At 68.3% G+C, this 16,173-nt stretch carries 13 protein-coding genes; 7 read left to right on the forward strand and 6 right to left on the reverse strand.

Going from position 1 to position 16,173, the window contains the following annotated elements; translation table 11 throughout:
* The first annotated feature begins 15 nt into the window (after positions 1 to 15).
* On the forward strand, positions 16 to 705 hold the full coding sequence (locus MTY59_RS14560; RefSeq protein ID WP_221041772.1) for a DUF5642 family protein: 690 nt from the start codon (positions 16 to 18) through the stop codon (positions 703 to 705).
* Positions 706 to 732: 27 nt separating this feature from the next.
* The gene (locus MTY59_RS14565) at positions 733 to 1,383 is read left to right on the forward strand and encodes a DUF5642 family protein (protein ID WP_221041773.1); all 651 of its coding nucleotides are present in this window, start codon (positions 733 to 735) and stop codon (positions 1,381 to 1,383) included.
* A 20-nt stretch (positions 1,384 to 1,403) separates the two neighbouring features.
* Here the strand turns inward: MTY59_RS14565 and MTY59_RS14570 are convergent, their stop codons facing one another.
* On the reverse strand, positions 1,404 to 2,000 hold the full coding sequence (locus tag MTY59_RS14570; protein ID WP_221041774.1) for an alpha-ketoglutarate-dependent dioxygenase AlkB: 597 nt from the start codon (positions 1,998 to 2,000) through the stop codon (positions 1,404 to 1,406).
* A gap of 94 nt (positions 2,001 to 2,094) precedes the next feature.
* On the opposite strand from MTY59_RS14570, the gene arcA reads away from it, so the two are divergent.
* Positions 2,095 to 3,309, forward strand: a complete 1,215-nt coding sequence (gene arcA / locus MTY59_RS14575) for an arginine deiminase (RefSeq protein WP_221041775.1) — start codon at positions 2,095 to 2,097, stop codon at positions 3,307 to 3,309.
* Positions 3,310 to 3,313: 4 nt separating this feature from the next.
* On the opposite strand, the gene MTY59_RS14580 is transcribed toward arcA, so the two are convergent.
* Positions 3,314 to 4,852 (reverse strand): dolichyl-phosphate-mannose--protein mannosyltransferase, encoded by a 1,539-nt coding sequence (locus MTY59_RS14580; RefSeq protein ID WP_221046450.1) that lies wholly within the window; start codon positions 4,850 to 4,852, stop codon positions 3,314 to 3,316.
* A gap of 82 nt (positions 4,853 to 4,934) precedes the next feature.
* Here MTY59_RS14580 and rsmI point away from each other — a divergent pair, with 82 nt between their 5' ends.
* Positions 4,935 to 5,771, forward strand: coding sequence for a 16S rRNA (cytidine(1402)-2'-O)-methyltransferase (gene rsmI / locus MTY59_RS14585; RefSeq protein WP_221041776.1), 837 nt, complete (start codon positions 4,935 to 4,937; stop codon positions 5,769 to 5,771).
* Positions 5,772 to 5,781: 10 nt separating this feature from the next.
* On the opposite strand, the gene MTY59_RS14590 is transcribed toward rsmI, so the two are convergent.
* The 3 genes from MTY59_RS14590 to MTY59_RS14600 are packed head-to-tail and all read right to left on the reverse strand — an operon-like array spanning position 5,782 to position 9,175.
* Positions 5,782 to 7,032 carry an aminodeoxychorismate synthase component I gene (locus tag MTY59_RS14590; RefSeq protein ID WP_221041777.1) on the reverse strand — a complete coding sequence of 417 codons (1,251 nt, stop codon included), beginning with the start codon at positions 7,030 to 7,032 and terminating at the stop codon, positions 5,782 to 5,784.
* Positions 7,033 to 7,085: 53 nt separating this feature from the next.
* Complete coding sequence (locus tag MTY59_RS14595) at positions 7,086 to 7,997, reverse strand: RNA polymerase sigma-70 factor (protein WP_221041778.1); 912 nt, start codon at positions 7,995 to 7,997, stop codon at positions 7,086 to 7,088.
* Positions 7,994 to 9,175 carry an NAD(P)/FAD-dependent oxidoreductase gene (locus tag MTY59_RS14600; RefSeq protein WP_221041779.1) on the reverse strand — a complete coding sequence of 394 codons (1,182 nt, stop codon included), beginning with the start codon at positions 9,173 to 9,175 and terminating at the stop codon, positions 7,994 to 7,996. Before MTY59_RS14600 ends, MTY59_RS14595 begins: the two co-directional genes overlap by 4 nt.
* Before the next feature lie 374 nt (positions 9,176 to 9,549).
* Between MTY59_RS14600 and MTY59_RS14605 the strand changes: the two genes are divergently transcribed.
* Both MTY59_RS14605 and MTY59_RS14610 read left to right on the forward strand, forming a co-directional pair.
* Positions 9,550 to 11,223, forward strand: a complete 1,674-nt coding sequence (locus MTY59_RS14605; protein ID WP_221041780.1) for a hypothetical protein — start codon at positions 9,550 to 9,552, stop codon at positions 11,221 to 11,223.
* Between the two features lie 197 nt (positions 11,224 to 11,420).
* Complete coding sequence (locus MTY59_RS14610) at positions 11,421 to 13,283, forward strand: putative bifunctional diguanylate cyclase/phosphodiesterase (protein WP_221041781.1); 1,863 nt, start codon at positions 11,421 to 11,423, stop codon at positions 13,281 to 13,283.
* Positions 13,284 to 13,305: 22 nt separating this feature from the next.
* Here the strand turns inward: MTY59_RS14610 and MTY59_RS14615 are convergent, their stop codons facing one another.
* Positions 13,306 to 14,100: an FkbM family methyltransferase gene (locus tag MTY59_RS14615; RefSeq protein ID WP_221041782.1), complete on the reverse strand. Its 795-nt coding sequence runs from the start codon at positions 14,098 to 14,100 to the stop codon at positions 13,306 to 13,308.
* A 311-nt stretch (positions 14,101 to 14,411) separates the two neighbouring features.
* On the opposite strand from MTY59_RS14615, the gene MTY59_RS14620 reads away from it, so the two are divergent.
* The gene (locus MTY59_RS14620) at positions 14,412 to 16,091 is read left to right on the forward strand and encodes a hypothetical protein (protein ID WP_221046451.1); all 1,680 of its coding nucleotides are present in this window, start codon (positions 14,412 to 14,414) and stop codon (positions 16,089 to 16,091) included.
* The last annotated feature ends 82 nt before the right edge of the window (positions 16,092 to 16,173 follow it).

Below are 16,173 nucleotides of genomic sequence, written 5' to 3' on the forward strand. Positions count from 1 at the left end.
TGCTATCAACTGCTCATGCGGCCGTTCTGGATTGGCCCGGCGATGGCTACCGCGCTCACGTTGGCGGTCGTCGGCTGCGCTCATTCACCCGCGCCCAAACCGCCGGCCGTTCCGGCAAAATCGCCGCCCCCGAATACCGTTACCGTCAACCCCGCCAACATCAAACGAGTCGTTCGGGACCTGCCGCCCGGTTACGAGGTGACCACCGGGATCCCCAGCGCGGCCTCACCGAGGGTGATCTGGAGCCTGGGGGACGACCTGCAGGCCAAGCCGGCCAAATGCGGGACGCTGGCCGATCCCGGGAACGGGCGCGATCAGTCGGCGCAGGGCGTATCGGGATCGGGGAGCGGCGGCATCGTCGACGCGGTGGTGGTGGCTTTGCCGGAGCCGGTGGATTTCCCGGACGACCTGCTCGCCTCGTGTCCGCAGTGGTCGGAGTCCGCCGGGCGCACCGTGGTGCACGTCCACCTCACCGACGCGCCGCACATCGATGGTGTCGACACCGTAGGCATGGTGGCAGACGTGAAGTCCTCCGTGGAATCGGGCACCGAAATAGATTCGCGCACCTACACATTCACCGCGTACCTGGGCAACTACTACGCTTTCACCACGCTGACCACAGATCCGGGTTCGGCGCTTCCGGTGCTGCCGCCGCAATTCGCCGCGGATCTGCTCGCCAAAACGGTGTCCACGTTGCGCAGCTGAGTTACCCGCTTGGGTAGATTGGCCACGATGTCCAAGGTGTTGCTCGCGGTCGCGGCTGTCTGCGTCCTGGCCGGCTGCTCTTCGACCACTCACTCGGCAAAGGTCGACATCAGCAAGGTCATCGACGTGAAGTCCAGCTTCGGACCCGACTTCAAGGTCAGCGACATCAGCAAACGGGGAATCGATCCCAAGCTGCTGGCGGGCCGCAAACTGCCCGACGGGTTGACGTTCGACCCGGCGAACTGTGCGAAAGTGGCGGCCGGGCCGGACATGCCGGCGGACCTGCAGGGCAACATGTCCGCGGTCACCGCCGAGGGCCGCGGCAACCGGTTCGTGGTGATCGCGCTGGAGACGTCAAAAGCGTTGCCGTTCAACGATCCCGGGAAGGATTGCAACAAGGTGACCTTCACCGGACCGCAGATGCGGGGCGGTGTTCAGGTGGTCGAGGTGCCACAGATCGAGAGCACCCGCACGCTGGGCGTGCATCGCGTCATGCAGGCGCTGACACCCGGCGGTCCGCGCACCGGTGAGCTGTACGACTATTCGGCCGCATTCGGCGATTACCAGGTGATCGTCATCGCCAACCCGCTGGTACTTCCCAATCAACCCGTCGCCCCGGTTGACACCCAGCGGGCGCGTGACCTGCTCGTCAAAGCGGTGTCCGCGGTGCGCACCTGACGCTCGTGCGCAGCCGGCGTTCAGCGCACGCCGCGCGGCCGGAACTGGATGCTCACCCGGGGGCCGACGGACGCCGTCGTCTTGGGCACCGCGTGTTCCCAGGTGCGTTGGCACGACCCACCCATCACCAGCAGGTCGCCGTGCGCCTGCGGCAGTCGCAGCGACGGGCCGCCGCCGCGGCGTCGCATCGCGAACGAGCGGGTGGCGCCCAGGCTGACGATCGCCACCATGGTGTCCTCCGAACTGCTGCGGCCGATGGTGTCGCCGTGCCAGGCCACGCTGTCCGAGCCGTCGCGATAGCAACACAACCCGACCGTGGTGAACGGCTCACCGAGCTCGCCGGCGTAGATGTCGTTGAGCCGGCGACGCAGTCGGGCCAGCTCCGGATGCGGGGGCTCGCCCACCGTGAGGTCGTGAAAGCTCAGCAGCCGCGGCACGTCGACGACCCGGTCGTACATCTGCCGGCGCTCCTCGCGCCACGGCACCGTCGACAGCAGGGCGTCCAGCAGGTCATCGGCGTCGGTGAGCCAGCCGGCACGGATCTCGATGAACGCGCCATCACCGAGTTGCCTGCGCTCGGTGTGCTGGAACAGGGAGCCTTGGACCGCGATCTCCACGGAACTGAGTTTATCGCACATCCGTTCGATCGCGTGCGGCGCGCGACGGGGCGTGTGGCGCGACCCCGCGGGCCGGCGCCGCTACGGTTGAGCTGTGGGTGTTGTTGAGCTGGGCACCAATTCCGAGGTCGGCGCGCTGCGCGTGGTCATCCTGCACCGCCCCGGCGCCGAGCTGCTCCGCCTCAATCCGCGCAACGTCGACCAGCTGCTGTTCGACGGCCTGCCGTGGGTCGCCCGGGCCCAGGACGAGCATGACCAGTTCTCCGCGCTGCTGCGGTCCCGCGGCATCGAGGTGCTGCTGTTGTCGGACCTGCTCACCGAGGCTCTGACGCACAGCGGAGCCGCCCGGATGCAGGGCGTCGCGGCCGCCGTCGACGCACGACGACTCGGAGTGCCGTTGGCGCAAGAACTTTCGGGTTACCTGCGGGGGCTCGAGCCGGCCCGGCTGGCCCAGGTGCTGATGGCCGGCATGACGTTCAACGAATTGCCCTCCGACACCCGGACCGACGTGTCGCTGGTGCTGCGCATGCACCACGGCGGCGATTTCGTCATCGAACCGCTGCCCAACCTGGTCTTCACCCGCGACTCGTCCATTTGGATCGGCCAGCGGGTGGTGATCCCGACGCTGGCGCTGCGCGCCCGCATCCGCGAGGCGTCGCTGACCGATCTCATCTACGCCCACCACCCACGGTTCACCGGCGTGCGACGTGCCTACGAGTCGCGGACCGCCCCCGTCGAGGGCGGTGACGTGCTGCTGCTGGCGCCCGGCGTGGTCGCCGTGGGGGTCGGCGAGCGGACCACTCCGGCCGGCGCGGAAGCGTTGGCCCGCAGCCTGTTCGACGATGACCTGACTAACACGGTGCTCGCGGTGCCGATCGCTCAGCGGCGCGCCCAGATGCACCTGGACACGGTGTGCACGATGGTCGACACCGATACGGTGGTGATGTACGCCAACATCGTCGACTCGTTGTCGGCGTTCACCATTGCGCGCACCCCGGACGGGGTTGCGATCAGCGACGAGGCCCCTTTCCTGGAGGCCGCGGCCAAGGCGATGGAGATCGACAAGCTGCGGGTCATCGACACGGGGCTCGATCCCGTCGTCGCCGAGCGCGAGCAGTGGGACGACGGCAACAACACGCTGGCGCTCGCCCCCGGCGTGGTGGTCGCCTACGAGCGCAACGTGCAGACCAACATCCGCCAGCAGGACGCCGGCATCGAGGTGCTGACCATCGCCGGATCCGAACTGGGCACCGGCCGCGGCGGGCCCCGGTGTATGTCCTGCCCCGTCGCCCGTGACCTGCTGGCGTAGCTAGCTAGCGCCAGCTGGGCAGCCAGATCTCCATGTTCCACGTCTGCTGCGAAATCGGCAGACCGGTGAGCACCGGGAACAGCCATGCGAAGTTCGTCACGACTAAGGCCACGTAACAGCACACGGCGATCAGCCCCAGCGTGCGCCGCTCCGAATTCGCCTGCAGCCGCAGCCGCCGGGGTGGGGCGCCCGGGGTATAGAGAATGTCGCCGCAAATCAGCGCGATGGCCATCACCAGGAACGGCGCCATGGTCGCCGCATAGAAGAAGTACATCTGCCGATCGATGTCGGCGAACCAGGGCAGCCAGCCCGCGCAGTAGCCGACCAGCACCGCGGCGTAACGCCAGTCGCGGCGGACCAGCATGCGCCACAACGCGAAAACCAGGACCGGCACCGCCAGCCACCACATCGCGGGGGTGCCCACCAGCATCTCGGCCTTGACGCACGATTGCGCGCCGCACCCGGCGACGTTCTGCTCGTCGATGGCATAAAGCACCGGTCGCAGCGACATCGGCCAACTCCACGGCTTCGATTCCCACGGGTGGTAGTTGCCGGCGGAATTCGTCAATCCCGCATGGAATTGGAATGCCTTGGCGGTGTAATGCCACAGCGACCGGATGGCGTCGGGCAGCGGCACCAGCGAATGCGGGCCGATCGTCTGGCCCACCTCGTGCCGGTCGATGGCGGTCTCGGAGGCGAACCACGGTGCGTAGCTGGCCAGGTACACCAGCACCGGCATGACGGCCAGCGCATAGACGGTCGGGGCGAGATCGCGTCGCAGCGTCCCCAGCCAGGGCCGGGTGACCTGGTACTGGCGCCGCGCGGCCACATCGAACGCGAGTGACATGGCCCCGAAGAACAGCACGAAGTACAGGCCGGACCACTTTGTGCCGCAAGCCAATCCGAGCAGGATCCCGGCGCCGAAGCGCCACCACCGCACGCCCAGCCGCGGGCCCCACACCGTGTCGGCGTTGCGGCCCTCCTGCAGCGCGATGTGCATTCGTTGGCGTACCTGGTCTCGGTCGACGATCAGCGCGCCGAACGCCGCGACCACGAAGAACGTGAGGATGCCGTCGAGCAGGGCCGTCCGCGAGGCGACGAAGCTGACGCCGTCGCAGATCACCAGCACCCCGGCGATGGCGCCGACCAGCGTCGAGCGGCTGATCCGCCGGACGATCCGCATCACCAGCGCCACCATCACCACACCGAGCAGCGCGCCGGTGAACCGCCAGCCGATTCCGCTGTAGCCGAAGATCGCCTCGCCGAGGGCGATCAGCTGCTTGCCGACCGGTGGGTGCACGACCAGGCCGAACCCGGGATTGTCCTCCACACCGTGGTTGTGCAGCACCTGCCAGGCCTGCGGCGCGTAGTGCTTCTCGTCGAAGACGGGGGTGCCGCCGTCGGTGGGTGAGCCCAGGTTGAGGAACCGGGTCACCGCCGCCACCAGGGTGATCACCCCGGTCACCACCCAGCCGCGGACCTGATCGGTCGGGCCGAAATCGGCCACCGGCACCAGCGGCCCGGGGCTGACGACGGGCACCACGCGTTCCTGGTCGGCACCCTCCAGATTCAAGGGGGATTCGCGGGTCAGGGCAGTCATCGGTGTCGATCGTAGGCTGTCGGTCATGACCACCGGCCGCCTGCTGCTGGGCGCGACCCCCCTGGGCCAGCCGTCGGACGCCTCCCCCCGCCTGCTGGACGCCCTGGCCCGAGCCGATGTGGTGGCCGCCGAGGACACCCGCCGGGTGCGCACCCTGGCCAAGGCCCTCGAGGTGCGGATCACCGGTCGGGTGATCAGCATGTTCGACCAGGTCGAGAACGCCCGGGTGGAGTCGGTGATCGAGGCGATCCGCGCGGGTGCGACGGTGCTGGTGGTCAGCGACGCCGGGATGCCGCTGATCAGCGACCCCGGCTACCGGCTGGTGACGGCCTGCGTGGAGGCCGGACTGCCGGTGGGATGCCTGCCGGGGCCATCGGCGGTGACGACCGCGCTGGCCCTGTCCGGCCTACCGGCCGAGAAGTTCTGCTTCGAGGGATTCGCGCCGCGCAAGAAATCGGCGCGGCGGACCTGGCTGGACTCACTGGCCGACGAGCGGCGCACCTGTGTGTTCTTCGAATCGCCGCGCCGGTTGTCCGCCTGCCTGCAGGACGCCGTCGAGCGGCTCGGCGGCGCACGCCGGGCGGCGGTCTGTCGGGAGCTGACCAAGGTGCACGAGGAGGTGGTGCGCGGGTCGCTCGACGAGCTGGCGGCGTGGGCGGCCGACGGTGTGCTCGGTGAGATCACCGTGGTGCTGGCCGGCGCCACCCCGAGCGCCGACCTGCCGTCGCTGGTTGTCGAGGTCGAGGAGCTGGTCGCCGGCGGCACCCGCATCAAGGACGCCTGCGGGGAGGTGGCCGCCGCCCATCCGGGGGTGCGTTCGCGCCAGCTCTACGACGCGGTGTTGCAGTCCCGACGCGACTGAGGCCGCGCGGTCAGCCGGCCGGGCTCGCGACGGCGATGGACGGCATCCCGACGATCGGGGACGCCTTGTGCAGGCATTCGGCCCACTCGGCGTCCGGGTCGGAGTCGGCGGTGATCCCGCCGCCGACGCCGAGCACGGCGGCGCCCGCGGCATCGAATTCGACGGTGCGGATGGCGACGTTCAGCTCGCAGCCGGCCACCGGTGAGGCCAATCCTATTGTTCCGCAATATATTCCACGGCGGTTCGGCTCCCACTGCGAGAGCAGTTGTCGGGCACGGTGTTTGGGCGTCCCGGTGACGGAGGCCGGCGGGAAGGTGGCGTCCAGCAGCGCCGACGTCGGCAAGTCGGCGGGGACCTGCGCGGACACCGTCGACACCAGGTGCCACACGCCGGGGGCCCGCCGCACCACCAGCAACTCGGGCACGGTCACCGTGCCGGTGAGCGCGACTCGGCCGAGGTCGTTGCGGACCAGGTCGACGATCATGATGTTCTCGGCGACCTCTTTGGCCGACGCGCGCAACGCCGCCGGCCAGGCATCCAGCGGCAAGGTGCCCTTGATCGGGCTCGAGGTGACGACGGCGCCGCGCCGTTGCAGGAAGAGCTCGGGGGACAGCGACGCCACCGCTCCCCAGGTGCCCGCGACGTACGCCGCCCTGGCGGGGGAGGTGCGCGCGACGCCCTCGATGAAGAAGTCGAGCGGGGCGCCGGTGACCGTCCCGGTGAACTGCGTGCACACGCAGGCCTGGTAGACCTCTCCGGCGCGGATGGCCTCCAGGCAGGCCAGCACCCCGTCGCGATGCGCCGCCCGGTCGGCGGTGCCCCAATCGATGTGGCATTCGCGCGGCGCGGCCGGTGGTGCGGCCAGCGCGGTGTCGAGCCACCCCGGCATCGGCGCGCCGGAGAGGCTCTCGTACCACCAGTGCCCGTTTCGGTCACGGCGCAGCACGCAGTCGGTCCAGCCGCCGGCGGCCTCGGGAACGCGGTTGGGCTGGGCATCGGCGCCGGGGTCGGGGTAGGACAGGTAGCCGATCCAGCCGCCGCCCACCGCGTGCGGCTCCGGCGTCTGCGACGCCTCGACCGCGAACACGTCGTCGGCATGCACCGGGCGCACCGACAGGCTCGGCGCGATCACCGCCAGGGCGCCGAACCACTCGCCGGTCAGCGCGGCGGGCGGCGGCAGACCCAGCCGGCGGGTGGCGTCACCCACGGCGCGCAGCACCTGGGGTGCGGCGCCAAGATCGCCGAGCCGGTCGATTCGCACAGCCCTAGCTTGACAGAGCGGCGGCGTTTCGCACCGGCGGTGCCCGGCCGGGCTCAGCCGCGGCTGATGTCGCGCGCGGTGGCCAGCGCGGCCAGCTTCTGCGGGTTGCGCATCACGTAGAAATTGGTGATCTTGCCCTCGGCGATCTCCAGCGTGATCACGCCCTCGAGCTGCTCGCCTAGGTAGAGCAGCACCGCCGGGGCGCTGTTGCAGGTCACCATGTCCACCCGCATCGTGCCGAGGGCCGCGGCCCGGCGCATCAGGCCGGCGATCGCGCGGGCCACCTTCTCGGCGCCGACCACCGGCCGGCGGGCGGCGCTCACCACGCCGCCGCTGTCGGCCGTCCAGGTGGCGTCCGGGGCGAGCATCGTCATCAGCGCTTCCACATCGCCACCGGCCGCGGTGGCCAGAAACTGCGCGGTGATCTCGGCGTTGCGTTCGGGGTCCACCGAGTCGAAGCGCTTGCGCCGGGCCCGCACGTGTTCGCGAGCCCGGTGCGCGACCTGCCGCACGGTGGGCGCCGGCTTGCCCACCGCCTCGGCGATCTCGCCGTAGTCGAACCCGAACACCTCGCGCAGCACGAACACCGCCCGCTCGTCGGGACTCAACGTCTCCAGCAACACCAGCATCGCCATCGAAATCGACTCCGCCAGAACGACGTCGGCCGAGGGATCCTGCTCGTCGAGCAGCAGGGGCTCGGGCAGCCACGGCCCCACGTAGTCCTCGCGCCGGCGAGCACCGGCCCGCAGCGAGTTCAGCGCCTGGCGGGTGACCAGCTGGGCCAGATACGACTTGGTGTCGCGCACCGTCGCCAAGTCGACCGCCGCCCACCGCAGATAGCTGTCCTGCAAGACGTCGTCGGCCTCGGTCGCCGAGCCCAGCATCTCGTAGGCGATGGTGAACAGCAGTGGCCGCAGCAGGGTGAACCGTTCGGCGTGCTCGCTGCCGGCCGGTGCTTGCGTCATCGCGCTGCGACCTCCTCGTCGACCGGGGACTGCGCGGGCCGCTTGCCGCCCTTGATCCAGCGATACGAACCTGGCTTGGCCGCCTCCCGCCGGATCGACCACACCGTGCCCTTGCAGACCGCTTCCTTGAGCGAAGCCGCCGCCCGGCCACCGAGGAACGTGTTCACCGGGGTGTCGTCCGTGCGCGCCATCTGGAACGTCGCGTGCCTGCGGCCCAGGCTGATGCACTGCCCGACGAACGCCTGGCTCAGCACCGCGGGGGTGTCGCCGGCGATGCGGGCGAGCACGGTGTTGGCGGCCTGGGCCCCCATCGGGCCGGCGGCCTGGCAACTCATCCGCAACGGCCGGCCGGACGGCGCGGCGGCGTCACCCGCGGCGACGACGCGCTCGTCGTCGATGCTGGTGAGCGTCTCGTCGGTGAGCAGCCGGCCCATCGGGTCGGTGTGCAACCCGCTGCGCGCGGCCAGGTCCGGCACGGCGAATCCGGCCGTCCAGATGGTGAGAGCGCTGGGCAGCACCACGCCGTCGGTGAGCACCACCTCATCCCAGCGCACCTCGGCCACCGCCACGGACTCCAGCACGTTGACGCCCAGGCGCCGCAGCCGCTTGGCCACCGAGCGCCGGCCCCGCTTGCTCAGCGACGGACCGAGCACCGGACCGCACACCAGGGTCACCGGGCGCCCGCCCTCGGCGAGCTCGGCGGCCGTCTCGATGCCGGTCAACCCGCCACCGACCACGGTGATGGCTGCGGGCAGCGGCAGATCGGTGAGCGCGTAGCGCAGCCGCTGCGCGCTGTCCAGATCGGCGACCGAATGCGCGAACTCGGCGTAGCCGGGCACCGTCGACGCGGTGGCGCCGGTGCTTCCGACGGCGTAGATCAGGTAGTCGTAGATCAGCTCGGCGCCCGAGGCCAGCGCGACCCGGCGCCCGGCGGTGTCGATGTGATCGACGGAGTCGACGATCAGCTGGATCCCGTCGCCGAGCAACGACGCGTAGTCGGCGGTCGCCGTGCCGGTGTCGGCAACCAACTGGTGCAAGCGGATCCGCTCGACGAAGACCGGTCGCGGGTTCACCACGGTGATGTCGATGTCCGGGCGCTGGCGCAGACGGTTGGCCGCCAGTGTTCCGGCGTATCCGGCGCCGACAACGACGACATGGGTTCTTTGGGGGGCCTTCATGGCTGTCTCCTTCTGGTGAGGACCTGTGCCCTTGAGACACCGCAGCCCCGCCGAGCGTGACAGGCGCGCCCGCGATTGTGACCCGTCTCACTGCACGGTATGGGTCGGTGCGGGGCGATTAACCGCGTGCACCCCCGCTGAGCTGCGACGAAGCCATGCCGAAAGGCGCATGATACGCTGCGCTACGCCAATTCGTGGCCTGCCCCGGGCCGCCTGCACGCACCACTGGAACGCGCAAAATGCGGGGCCACTTACCCGCGCATCGGTGTGTATCGGGAGAAGCAACCTTGACGACGATGACAGCTATGACCGGGCCGGGCGCCGCGCCGGCGCGGTCGCGCGGGCCGCTGTCGTCGGGCGCGATCTGACGTCACATGGTGTGCTCATCGAGGAAACGCGCGCTGGCCGCTGTCGTGTGCGCGGCGGTGGGGCTCAGCGGCTGCGGCGGCAGGAGCGACCCCGGGCCGCTGTCGGCGATGGTCAGCCCGGCTATCCCGCCCACCGCGCAGGAGATTCCCAACCCGCTGCGGGGCCAGTACGAGGAGATGCTGAATCCGCTTTTCCCGCAAGGCAATTCGGCGCAACAGCGATACTCCGCCTGGCCTGCGTCGTACGACGCCAGCCTGCGCGTCTCGTGGCGGCAGTTGCAGCCCGTCGACCCGCGCACGTTGCCACCGGACGCACCCGATGACCGCAAGTTCGATTTCAGCGCCATCGACGACGCGCTGGCCAAGCTCGGCTCCCGCAACATGCGCCTGACCCTGGGCGTGTACGTCTACAAGTCCTGCTGCAACGACTCCTACGCCGACAACACCAACATCGCGATTCCGGACTGGCTGCGCCCGTCGGCCGCCAGCTATCCCGCGCCGCCGAACGGTTCCGCCCCGGGCGTGACCCAGGTGGTGCCGAACTTCAACGACCCCGACTACCTCAACGGCGTCGGCCAGCTGCTGGCCGCACTCGGCCGCCGCTACGACGGCGACGAGCGGCTCAGCGTGTTCGAGTTCTCCGGGTACGGGGACTTCGGCCAGAACCAGCTCGCTTACCTGCGCGACTCGCTGAGCGCGCCGGGCCCCGCCCCCGACGACAGCGCGGTGAAGCTCGGCTACTACAGCCAGTTCCGTGACCAGAGCATCACCAAGGCCTCCATCGCGCAGCTGGTCGCGGCCAACACGGACGCCTTCCCGCACACCCAGCTGGTGGTGGCTCCGCAGAACCCGGAGATCGTCCGCCAGCTGTTCGCCGACGACGTCACCAAGAAGTTGGCGGCACCGGTCGGCGTCCGCGCCGACTGCCTCGGGGTGCAGGCCCCCCTGCCGGAATGGGCCGAGGCCAACGACTCGCACTACGTGCAGTCCAACGACGCGGTGGTCAACGCGATCAAGCAGCGGCTGATGACCGCGCTGGTGATCAGCCAGTGGTGCCGCTTGCCGAGCGGAGCCGATGCCCGGTCGTATTACGAGAAGGGCCTGCACGACGTCATCCGGTATCACGTGTCGATGACGTCGAGCGCCGATTTCCCGGACCGCGATGCGTCCTCGGCGATGGATCCCAAGCTGTTCCAGTTGTGGAGCCAGGCCAATACCTTTGCCGGTTACCGGTACTCGGTCGAGGCGAAGCCGGGATCGCAATCGATCCAGGGCAAGGTGGCCACGATTTCGGTCGACTGGACCAATTACGGCTCGGCGGCGGCCACCGAGCGCTGGGTGCCCGGCTACAAGCTGGTGGATTTCTCGGGTGCGGTGGTTCGCAGCCTGCCGGCGACCGTCAACCTCAAGACGTTGGTTCACGACGAATCCAGCCAGTCGCGTGAGGAGCCGGTTGCGGAGTCGGCCAGCGAGTCGGTGCAGGTGGACGTCGCCGGCCTGGCGCCCGGTCACTACACACTGCGCGCCTCGGTCGAATGGCAACAGCACATCCCGGGCGCCTCGCACGTGGTCAACTACGCCCCGATGGCGCTGGCGCGGGACGGCCGCGACGGCTCCGGGCTGTACCCGATTGCCACACTTGACGTTTCGAGCGACGCGGCCTCAGCAAACGGTCAGTGATCCGTCGCGGTGCGGCGCTGGCCGCCACCTTGTCGTAAGTCCCGATCGAACGGCCGGTGCGTGATACCGTTTTTAGACGTATTTCGGCCGCGTCGCCGCGCGGTTCGAAGTTCGGCCAGCAAACAAGCGAGCGAACTATCGGACCCCTTCGATGGGTATTCGGAAGGGTCGCCGAGTGTGCCCGTATCGGAGGACCCGTGCCACGCAGCGTGGACCTGGTGGTCACCTCCGTCGCCACCCAGTTGATGGAGGCCACAGCGTCCACCGCGACCCAGGTCAGCGAAAAGGTTCTCGCGCAGCTCGTCGAGCAGTTCGATGTGGACGCCAGCTTCCTGCGCCACCACGCTCAGGACGCCCCGGCCTCGGTGCTGGTGGCCGAGTGGCGACGGCGCACCGACGCCGCCGATTCGGATCCGGTAGATCTCGAGCGGGACGGCGCCGAGTCGGTGCTGGCCCAGTGCGAGCGCGACCGGAAGCCGGTGGTAACCCGGCCGGATCAGCCCAACGGCTGGATACGCCGCTCGCTGAACCAGGGCAGGTCACCGGTGTCGCCGTCGCTGGCCGTCGCGCCGCTGGTGTCCGGCGATGCCACCACCGGTGTGCTCGGCTTCGTCAAGTTCGGCGCCCGCAAGTGGAAACAAGAGGAGATCAACACCCTCGAGGCGGTCGCCGCCCTGTTCGCCCAGCTGCAGGCCCGCATCGCCGCCGAGGAACGGCTCCGCTATCTCGCCGAACACGACGACCTGACCGGCGTCCACAACCGTCGCGCGCTGGTCGCGTATCTGACCGAACGGCTCACGGCCGGAAGCCCCGGGCCCGTCGCGGTCTTCTACCTCGACCTCGACCGACTCAAGCCGATCAACGATTACCTCGGCCACACCGCGGGTGACTGGTTCATCAGGATGTTCGCGCAACGTCTCGAGGAGTGCGCGGGGAGCCAGGGCATGATCGCCCGGCTGGGCGGCGACGAGTTCGTTGTCATCCCGCACCAGCCGATGTCGTCGGACGACGCCGAGGCGTTCGCGGGCCGCCTGTCGGCGATGCTGCGCGACCGCCTCACCATCGGCGGGCACGTGATCAGCCGGACCGTCAGCATCGGGCTGGCGGTGGGCACGCCCGGGACCGACAACTGCGCCGACCTGTTGCGGCGAGCCGACGAAGCGGTGCTGACGGCCAAGCGCGCCGGCGGCAACCAGACCGCGGTGTCCACCGACGACATGTCGCTGAAACGGGCCTTCCGCAACGACATCGAGCTGCACCTGCAGGGCGACATCGAAAGCGAAGGCCTGCTGCTGCACTACCTGCCCGAGGTCGATCTGTGGACCGGCGCCATCGTCGGCGCCGAGGCGCTGGTGCGGTGGCGTCATCCGGTGTGGGGACTGCTGTTGCCCGACGCGTTCATCGGTGTCGCCGAATCGACCAACCTGGCCGCGGAATTGGGCAGGTGGGTGATGCGCAGCGCCTGCGCCGAGTTCAGCGGGTGGCGGGCCAACGGTGTCGGGCAGGGCGCCATGCTGCGCATCAACGTGTCGCCCATTCAGCTGATCAGCGGCAATTTCGTGGAAAGTGTCGCCGACACCATCGGCGAGTTCGGCATCGATGCCGAGTCGGTGTGCCTGGAGATCACCGAGCGCGCGGTGGTGCATGACATCGAGACCACGCGAAAGACCTTGACGGAGCTCAAGAAGGTGGGCGTGCAGATCGCCATCGACGACTTCGGCACCGGTTATGCCGTGCTGTCCCATCTGAAGTCGCTTCCGGTGGACATGCTCAAGATCGATGCCGGGTTCGTTCGTGACGTGGGCACCGACGCCGGTGACATGGCCATCGTCCGCGCGATCATCGGGCTGGCCGAGGCGTTTGGCCTGGAAGTGGTCGCTGAAGGCGTCGAGACGCCCGCTGCCGCACTGACTTTGATGCAACACGGCTGCCACCGGGCGCAGGGCTTCTTGTTGTCGCGCCCGCTCCCCGGTGATGCGATGGAAGCGTTACTGTCCGCGCGTTGGATGCCGATGCCGTTTCTGGCCGATCGCGAGTCATCGTCGCTGGGTCCGGTCTAGCATCGCCTGTCGCCGGCGCTTCTCAGCGATTCTCGGGCAGGAAGACGAAGTTGTTGACGTAGATGCCGCGGCCCGCCCAACCGTTCTCCCGGCTGCCGACGTTGGCCTCATCCTGATGCCGGGCCGGGTCGAACTCGATGATCGGGCGCCGCACGCCGCCGAGGTCGAAGAAGCCTGCGTAGCCGAGTCCATCCAGCAGCGCGGTGATCTCGGCGACTGAATTGGGGTGATGGCGTTCCTCGGCTTCCACCACAATCGCCGGGCGGTGGCGAGTGAGAGTTTCTGTGGCGCCGTGCAACACGGCGAGTTCATGGCCCTCGACATCGATCTTGATCAGACCGATGTCTCCCAAGTGCACATCGTCGAGGCGTCTGACCGGCACGTCGATGCTTTCGATAGTGCCGCCATTCACGTCGCCCAGCTTGTTGCCGGCCTCGATGGTGCTACGGCCCGGCTCGGACGCAACCACTCGCATGGCCACCACGCCGGGCTCGTCCGACAACGCCACCGGTTCCACTCGGACCGCGGCGCCGACCGCGTCGAACATCGATGCCAGATCGCAGGCCTGGGCCGGCCGGGGTTCGAATGCGATCACCGATCGCGACGACGCGAGCATCGCGATCGTGAACTCACCGAGATCGGCTCCGATGTCCAAGGAGACCCGTTCTGGATCGCATAACGAGGCCACCAGCTGTATGTCCGGGCGAGATCGGCCCAGGTCCTGCAGGATGCGGAATCTGCGGCGCCAGAACAGCCGCGGTGCGAGTTTCTCCGCCGCGGGTGCGAGCCAACGTTTGACCGAGGGTGCGACAGCCATTTGTGGTGATCTCCTGCCCGATCTGCGGAGCCATTAGCTTAGTTGATCTTCCGCAAGGCGACGGGCTTTAGGACAGGCGTCCGGATTTGCCTGTGCGACCGGGGTCTGGGCTATAGCCTGTTGTAACCCTTGACATCCCGCACGACGACGTGGCGTCAGCCAACGGGTCCATGACGGTAGCGAACGCGAACCCTAGAGAGGTGGCAGTCGATGCGATTGATGGAGACGGTGCATGCCCGCCGGTGCATGCCGATGTCGTTCCTCGCCTACCGCGAGCCGTTGTCGCCCGACGTGGTCTAGCGAACGAAGTTATGGTACGGACGATTCGACAACAACATATCCTTATCGTCGGCGTATGCATGGCGCTGGTGCTGAGTGGATGCAGTCGTGGCCGTGACCTCGGGCCCCTGAACGCGATTGCCAGTCCGGCCATCCCGATGGCCATGCAGGACGTATCGAACCCGCTGCGCGGCCAGTACGAAGATCTCCTGCAACCGCTTTTCCCGCAAGGAAATCGCGCGCAGCAGCGTTACCCGGCATGGCCCGCATCCTACGATGCAAGTCTGCGCGTGCCGTGGCGGCAGTTGCAGCCCACCGATCCGAGCACACTGCCGCCGGACGCCCCCGACGACCGCAGGTTCGATTTCAGCGTGATCGATGACGCGCTGGCCAAGCTGGGCAGTCGCAACATGCGGCTGACTCTGCGCGTGGTCGCCTATAACTCCTGTTGCGACAACACCTATGCGAACAACACGAACATCGCCATGCCTGACTGGATGCGCTCCGTGGCCACCAATTACACCGGTCCGCAACGCTATTGGTGGACGCCTGGTGTGACGCAGGTCGTTCCGAACTGGAATGACCCGAATTACCTCAACGCATTCGGTCAGCTGTTGGGCGCGCTGGGCCGCCGCTATGACGGCGACGAGCGACTGAGTGTCTTCGAGTTCTCCGGTTACGGTGATTTCAGCGAGAACCACATCTCGTATCTGCGTGACACGTTGGGCGCGCCCGGACCGGCACCTGACGAGAGCGTCGCGAAGCTGGGTTATTACAGCCAGTTTCGTGACCAGAGCATCACCGCCGGATCCATTCGGCAGCTGGTCACAGCGACCGTAAATGCCTTCCCCCATACGCAATTGGTGACGACGGCGCTGAATCCGGAGATCGTGCGTCAGTTGCTCGCCGACGACGTCACGAAGAAACTTTCCGCGCCGGTGGGGATCCGTGCGGATTGCCTTGGGGTCCAGGCGCCGTTGCCCGCATGGGCAGACAAAGACGGCTCGCACTATGTGGAGTCGAAGGATCCGCTGGTCAGCGCGCTGAAGAGCCGGATGGCCTCGGCTTTGGTGATCACCGAATGGTGCCAGCTGCCCGACGGGACCGATCCACGGACCTATTACGAAAAGGGTCTGTACGACGTCGTCAAGTACCACGTGTCGATGACATCGAGTTACAACTTTCCGGCCGTGGATTCCACCACGCCGATGGATCCTGCGCTGTACCTGCTGTGGGCCCATGCCAACGTTGTCGCCGGATACCGATATTCGGTCGAGGCGGGGCAGGGGTCGCAGTCAGTGCGCGACGGAAAGGCGACGCTGACCGTCACGTGGACGAATTTCGGCGCCGCCGCGGCAACCGAGAACTGGGTCCCGGGCTACCGGCTGGTCGATTTCTCGGGGGCGGTGATCCGTTCGATTCCCGCGACGGTGGCGCTCAAGTCGCTGATCGGAGGGCAACTCGGAGACGGCTCCCGCAAGGAACCCGTTCCGACGTCGTCCACTGAGTCCATTCATTTCGACTTGGCGGGCTTGGCGCCGGGGCACTACACGCTGTGCGCCTCGGTGGACTGGCAACAGCACAAGCCGGGTGCGTCGCATGTGGTGAACTATCCGCCCATGCGGCTGGCCCGCGACGGACGCGACGGCTCCGGGTGCTATCCCTTAGCGACGCTCGACCTGCCGCGCGACGCGCCGACCCATGCCACCTGATACTGCACAGCCGGTATGCCACTCCGCTTGCCGGTTTTGGCGGCGGCACCGGACCTGCTCGCCGGCACCACTGCGATTTCGG

The organism is Mycobacterium senriense (assembly GCF_019668465.1).
Taxonomy (GTDB): Bacteria; Actinomycetota; Actinomycetes; order Mycobacteriales; family Mycobacteriaceae; genus Mycobacterium; species Mycobacterium senriense.

Excerpts from the sequence above, each read along its gene's own strand:
- MTY59_RS14595 (WP_221041778.1), bottom strand. The coding sequence starts at position 7,997 with ATGACGCAAGCACCGGCCGGCAGCGAGCACGCCGAACGGTTCACCCTG.
- rsmI (WP_221041776.1), top strand. The coding sequence starts at position 4,935 with ATGACCACCGGCCGCCTGCTGCTGGGCGCGACCCCCCTGGGCCAGCCG.
- MTY59_RS14615 (WP_221041782.1), bottom strand. The coding sequence starts at position 14,100 with ATGGCTGTCGCACCCTCGGTCAAACGTTGGCTCGCACCCGCGGCGGAG.
- MTY59_RS14560 (WP_221041772.1), top strand. The coding sequence starts at position 16 with ATGCGGCCGTTCTGGATTGGCCCGGCGATGGCTACCGCGCTCACGTTG.
- MTY59_RS14600 (WP_221041779.1), bottom strand. The coding sequence starts at position 9,175 with ATGAAGGCCCCCCAAAGAACCCATGTCGTCGTTGTCGGCGCCGGATAC.
- MTY59_RS14605 (WP_221041780.1), top strand. The coding sequence starts at position 9,550 with ATGGTGTGCTCATCGAGGAAACGCGCGCTGGCCGCTGTCGTGTGCGCG.
- MTY59_RS14565 (WP_221041773.1), top strand. The coding sequence starts at position 733 with ATGTCCAAGGTGTTGCTCGCGGTCGCGGCTGTCTGCGTCCTGGCCGGC.
- MTY59_RS14620 (WP_221046451.1), top strand. The coding sequence starts at position 14,412 with ATGGTACGGACGATTCGACAACAACATATCCTTATCGTCGGCGTATGC.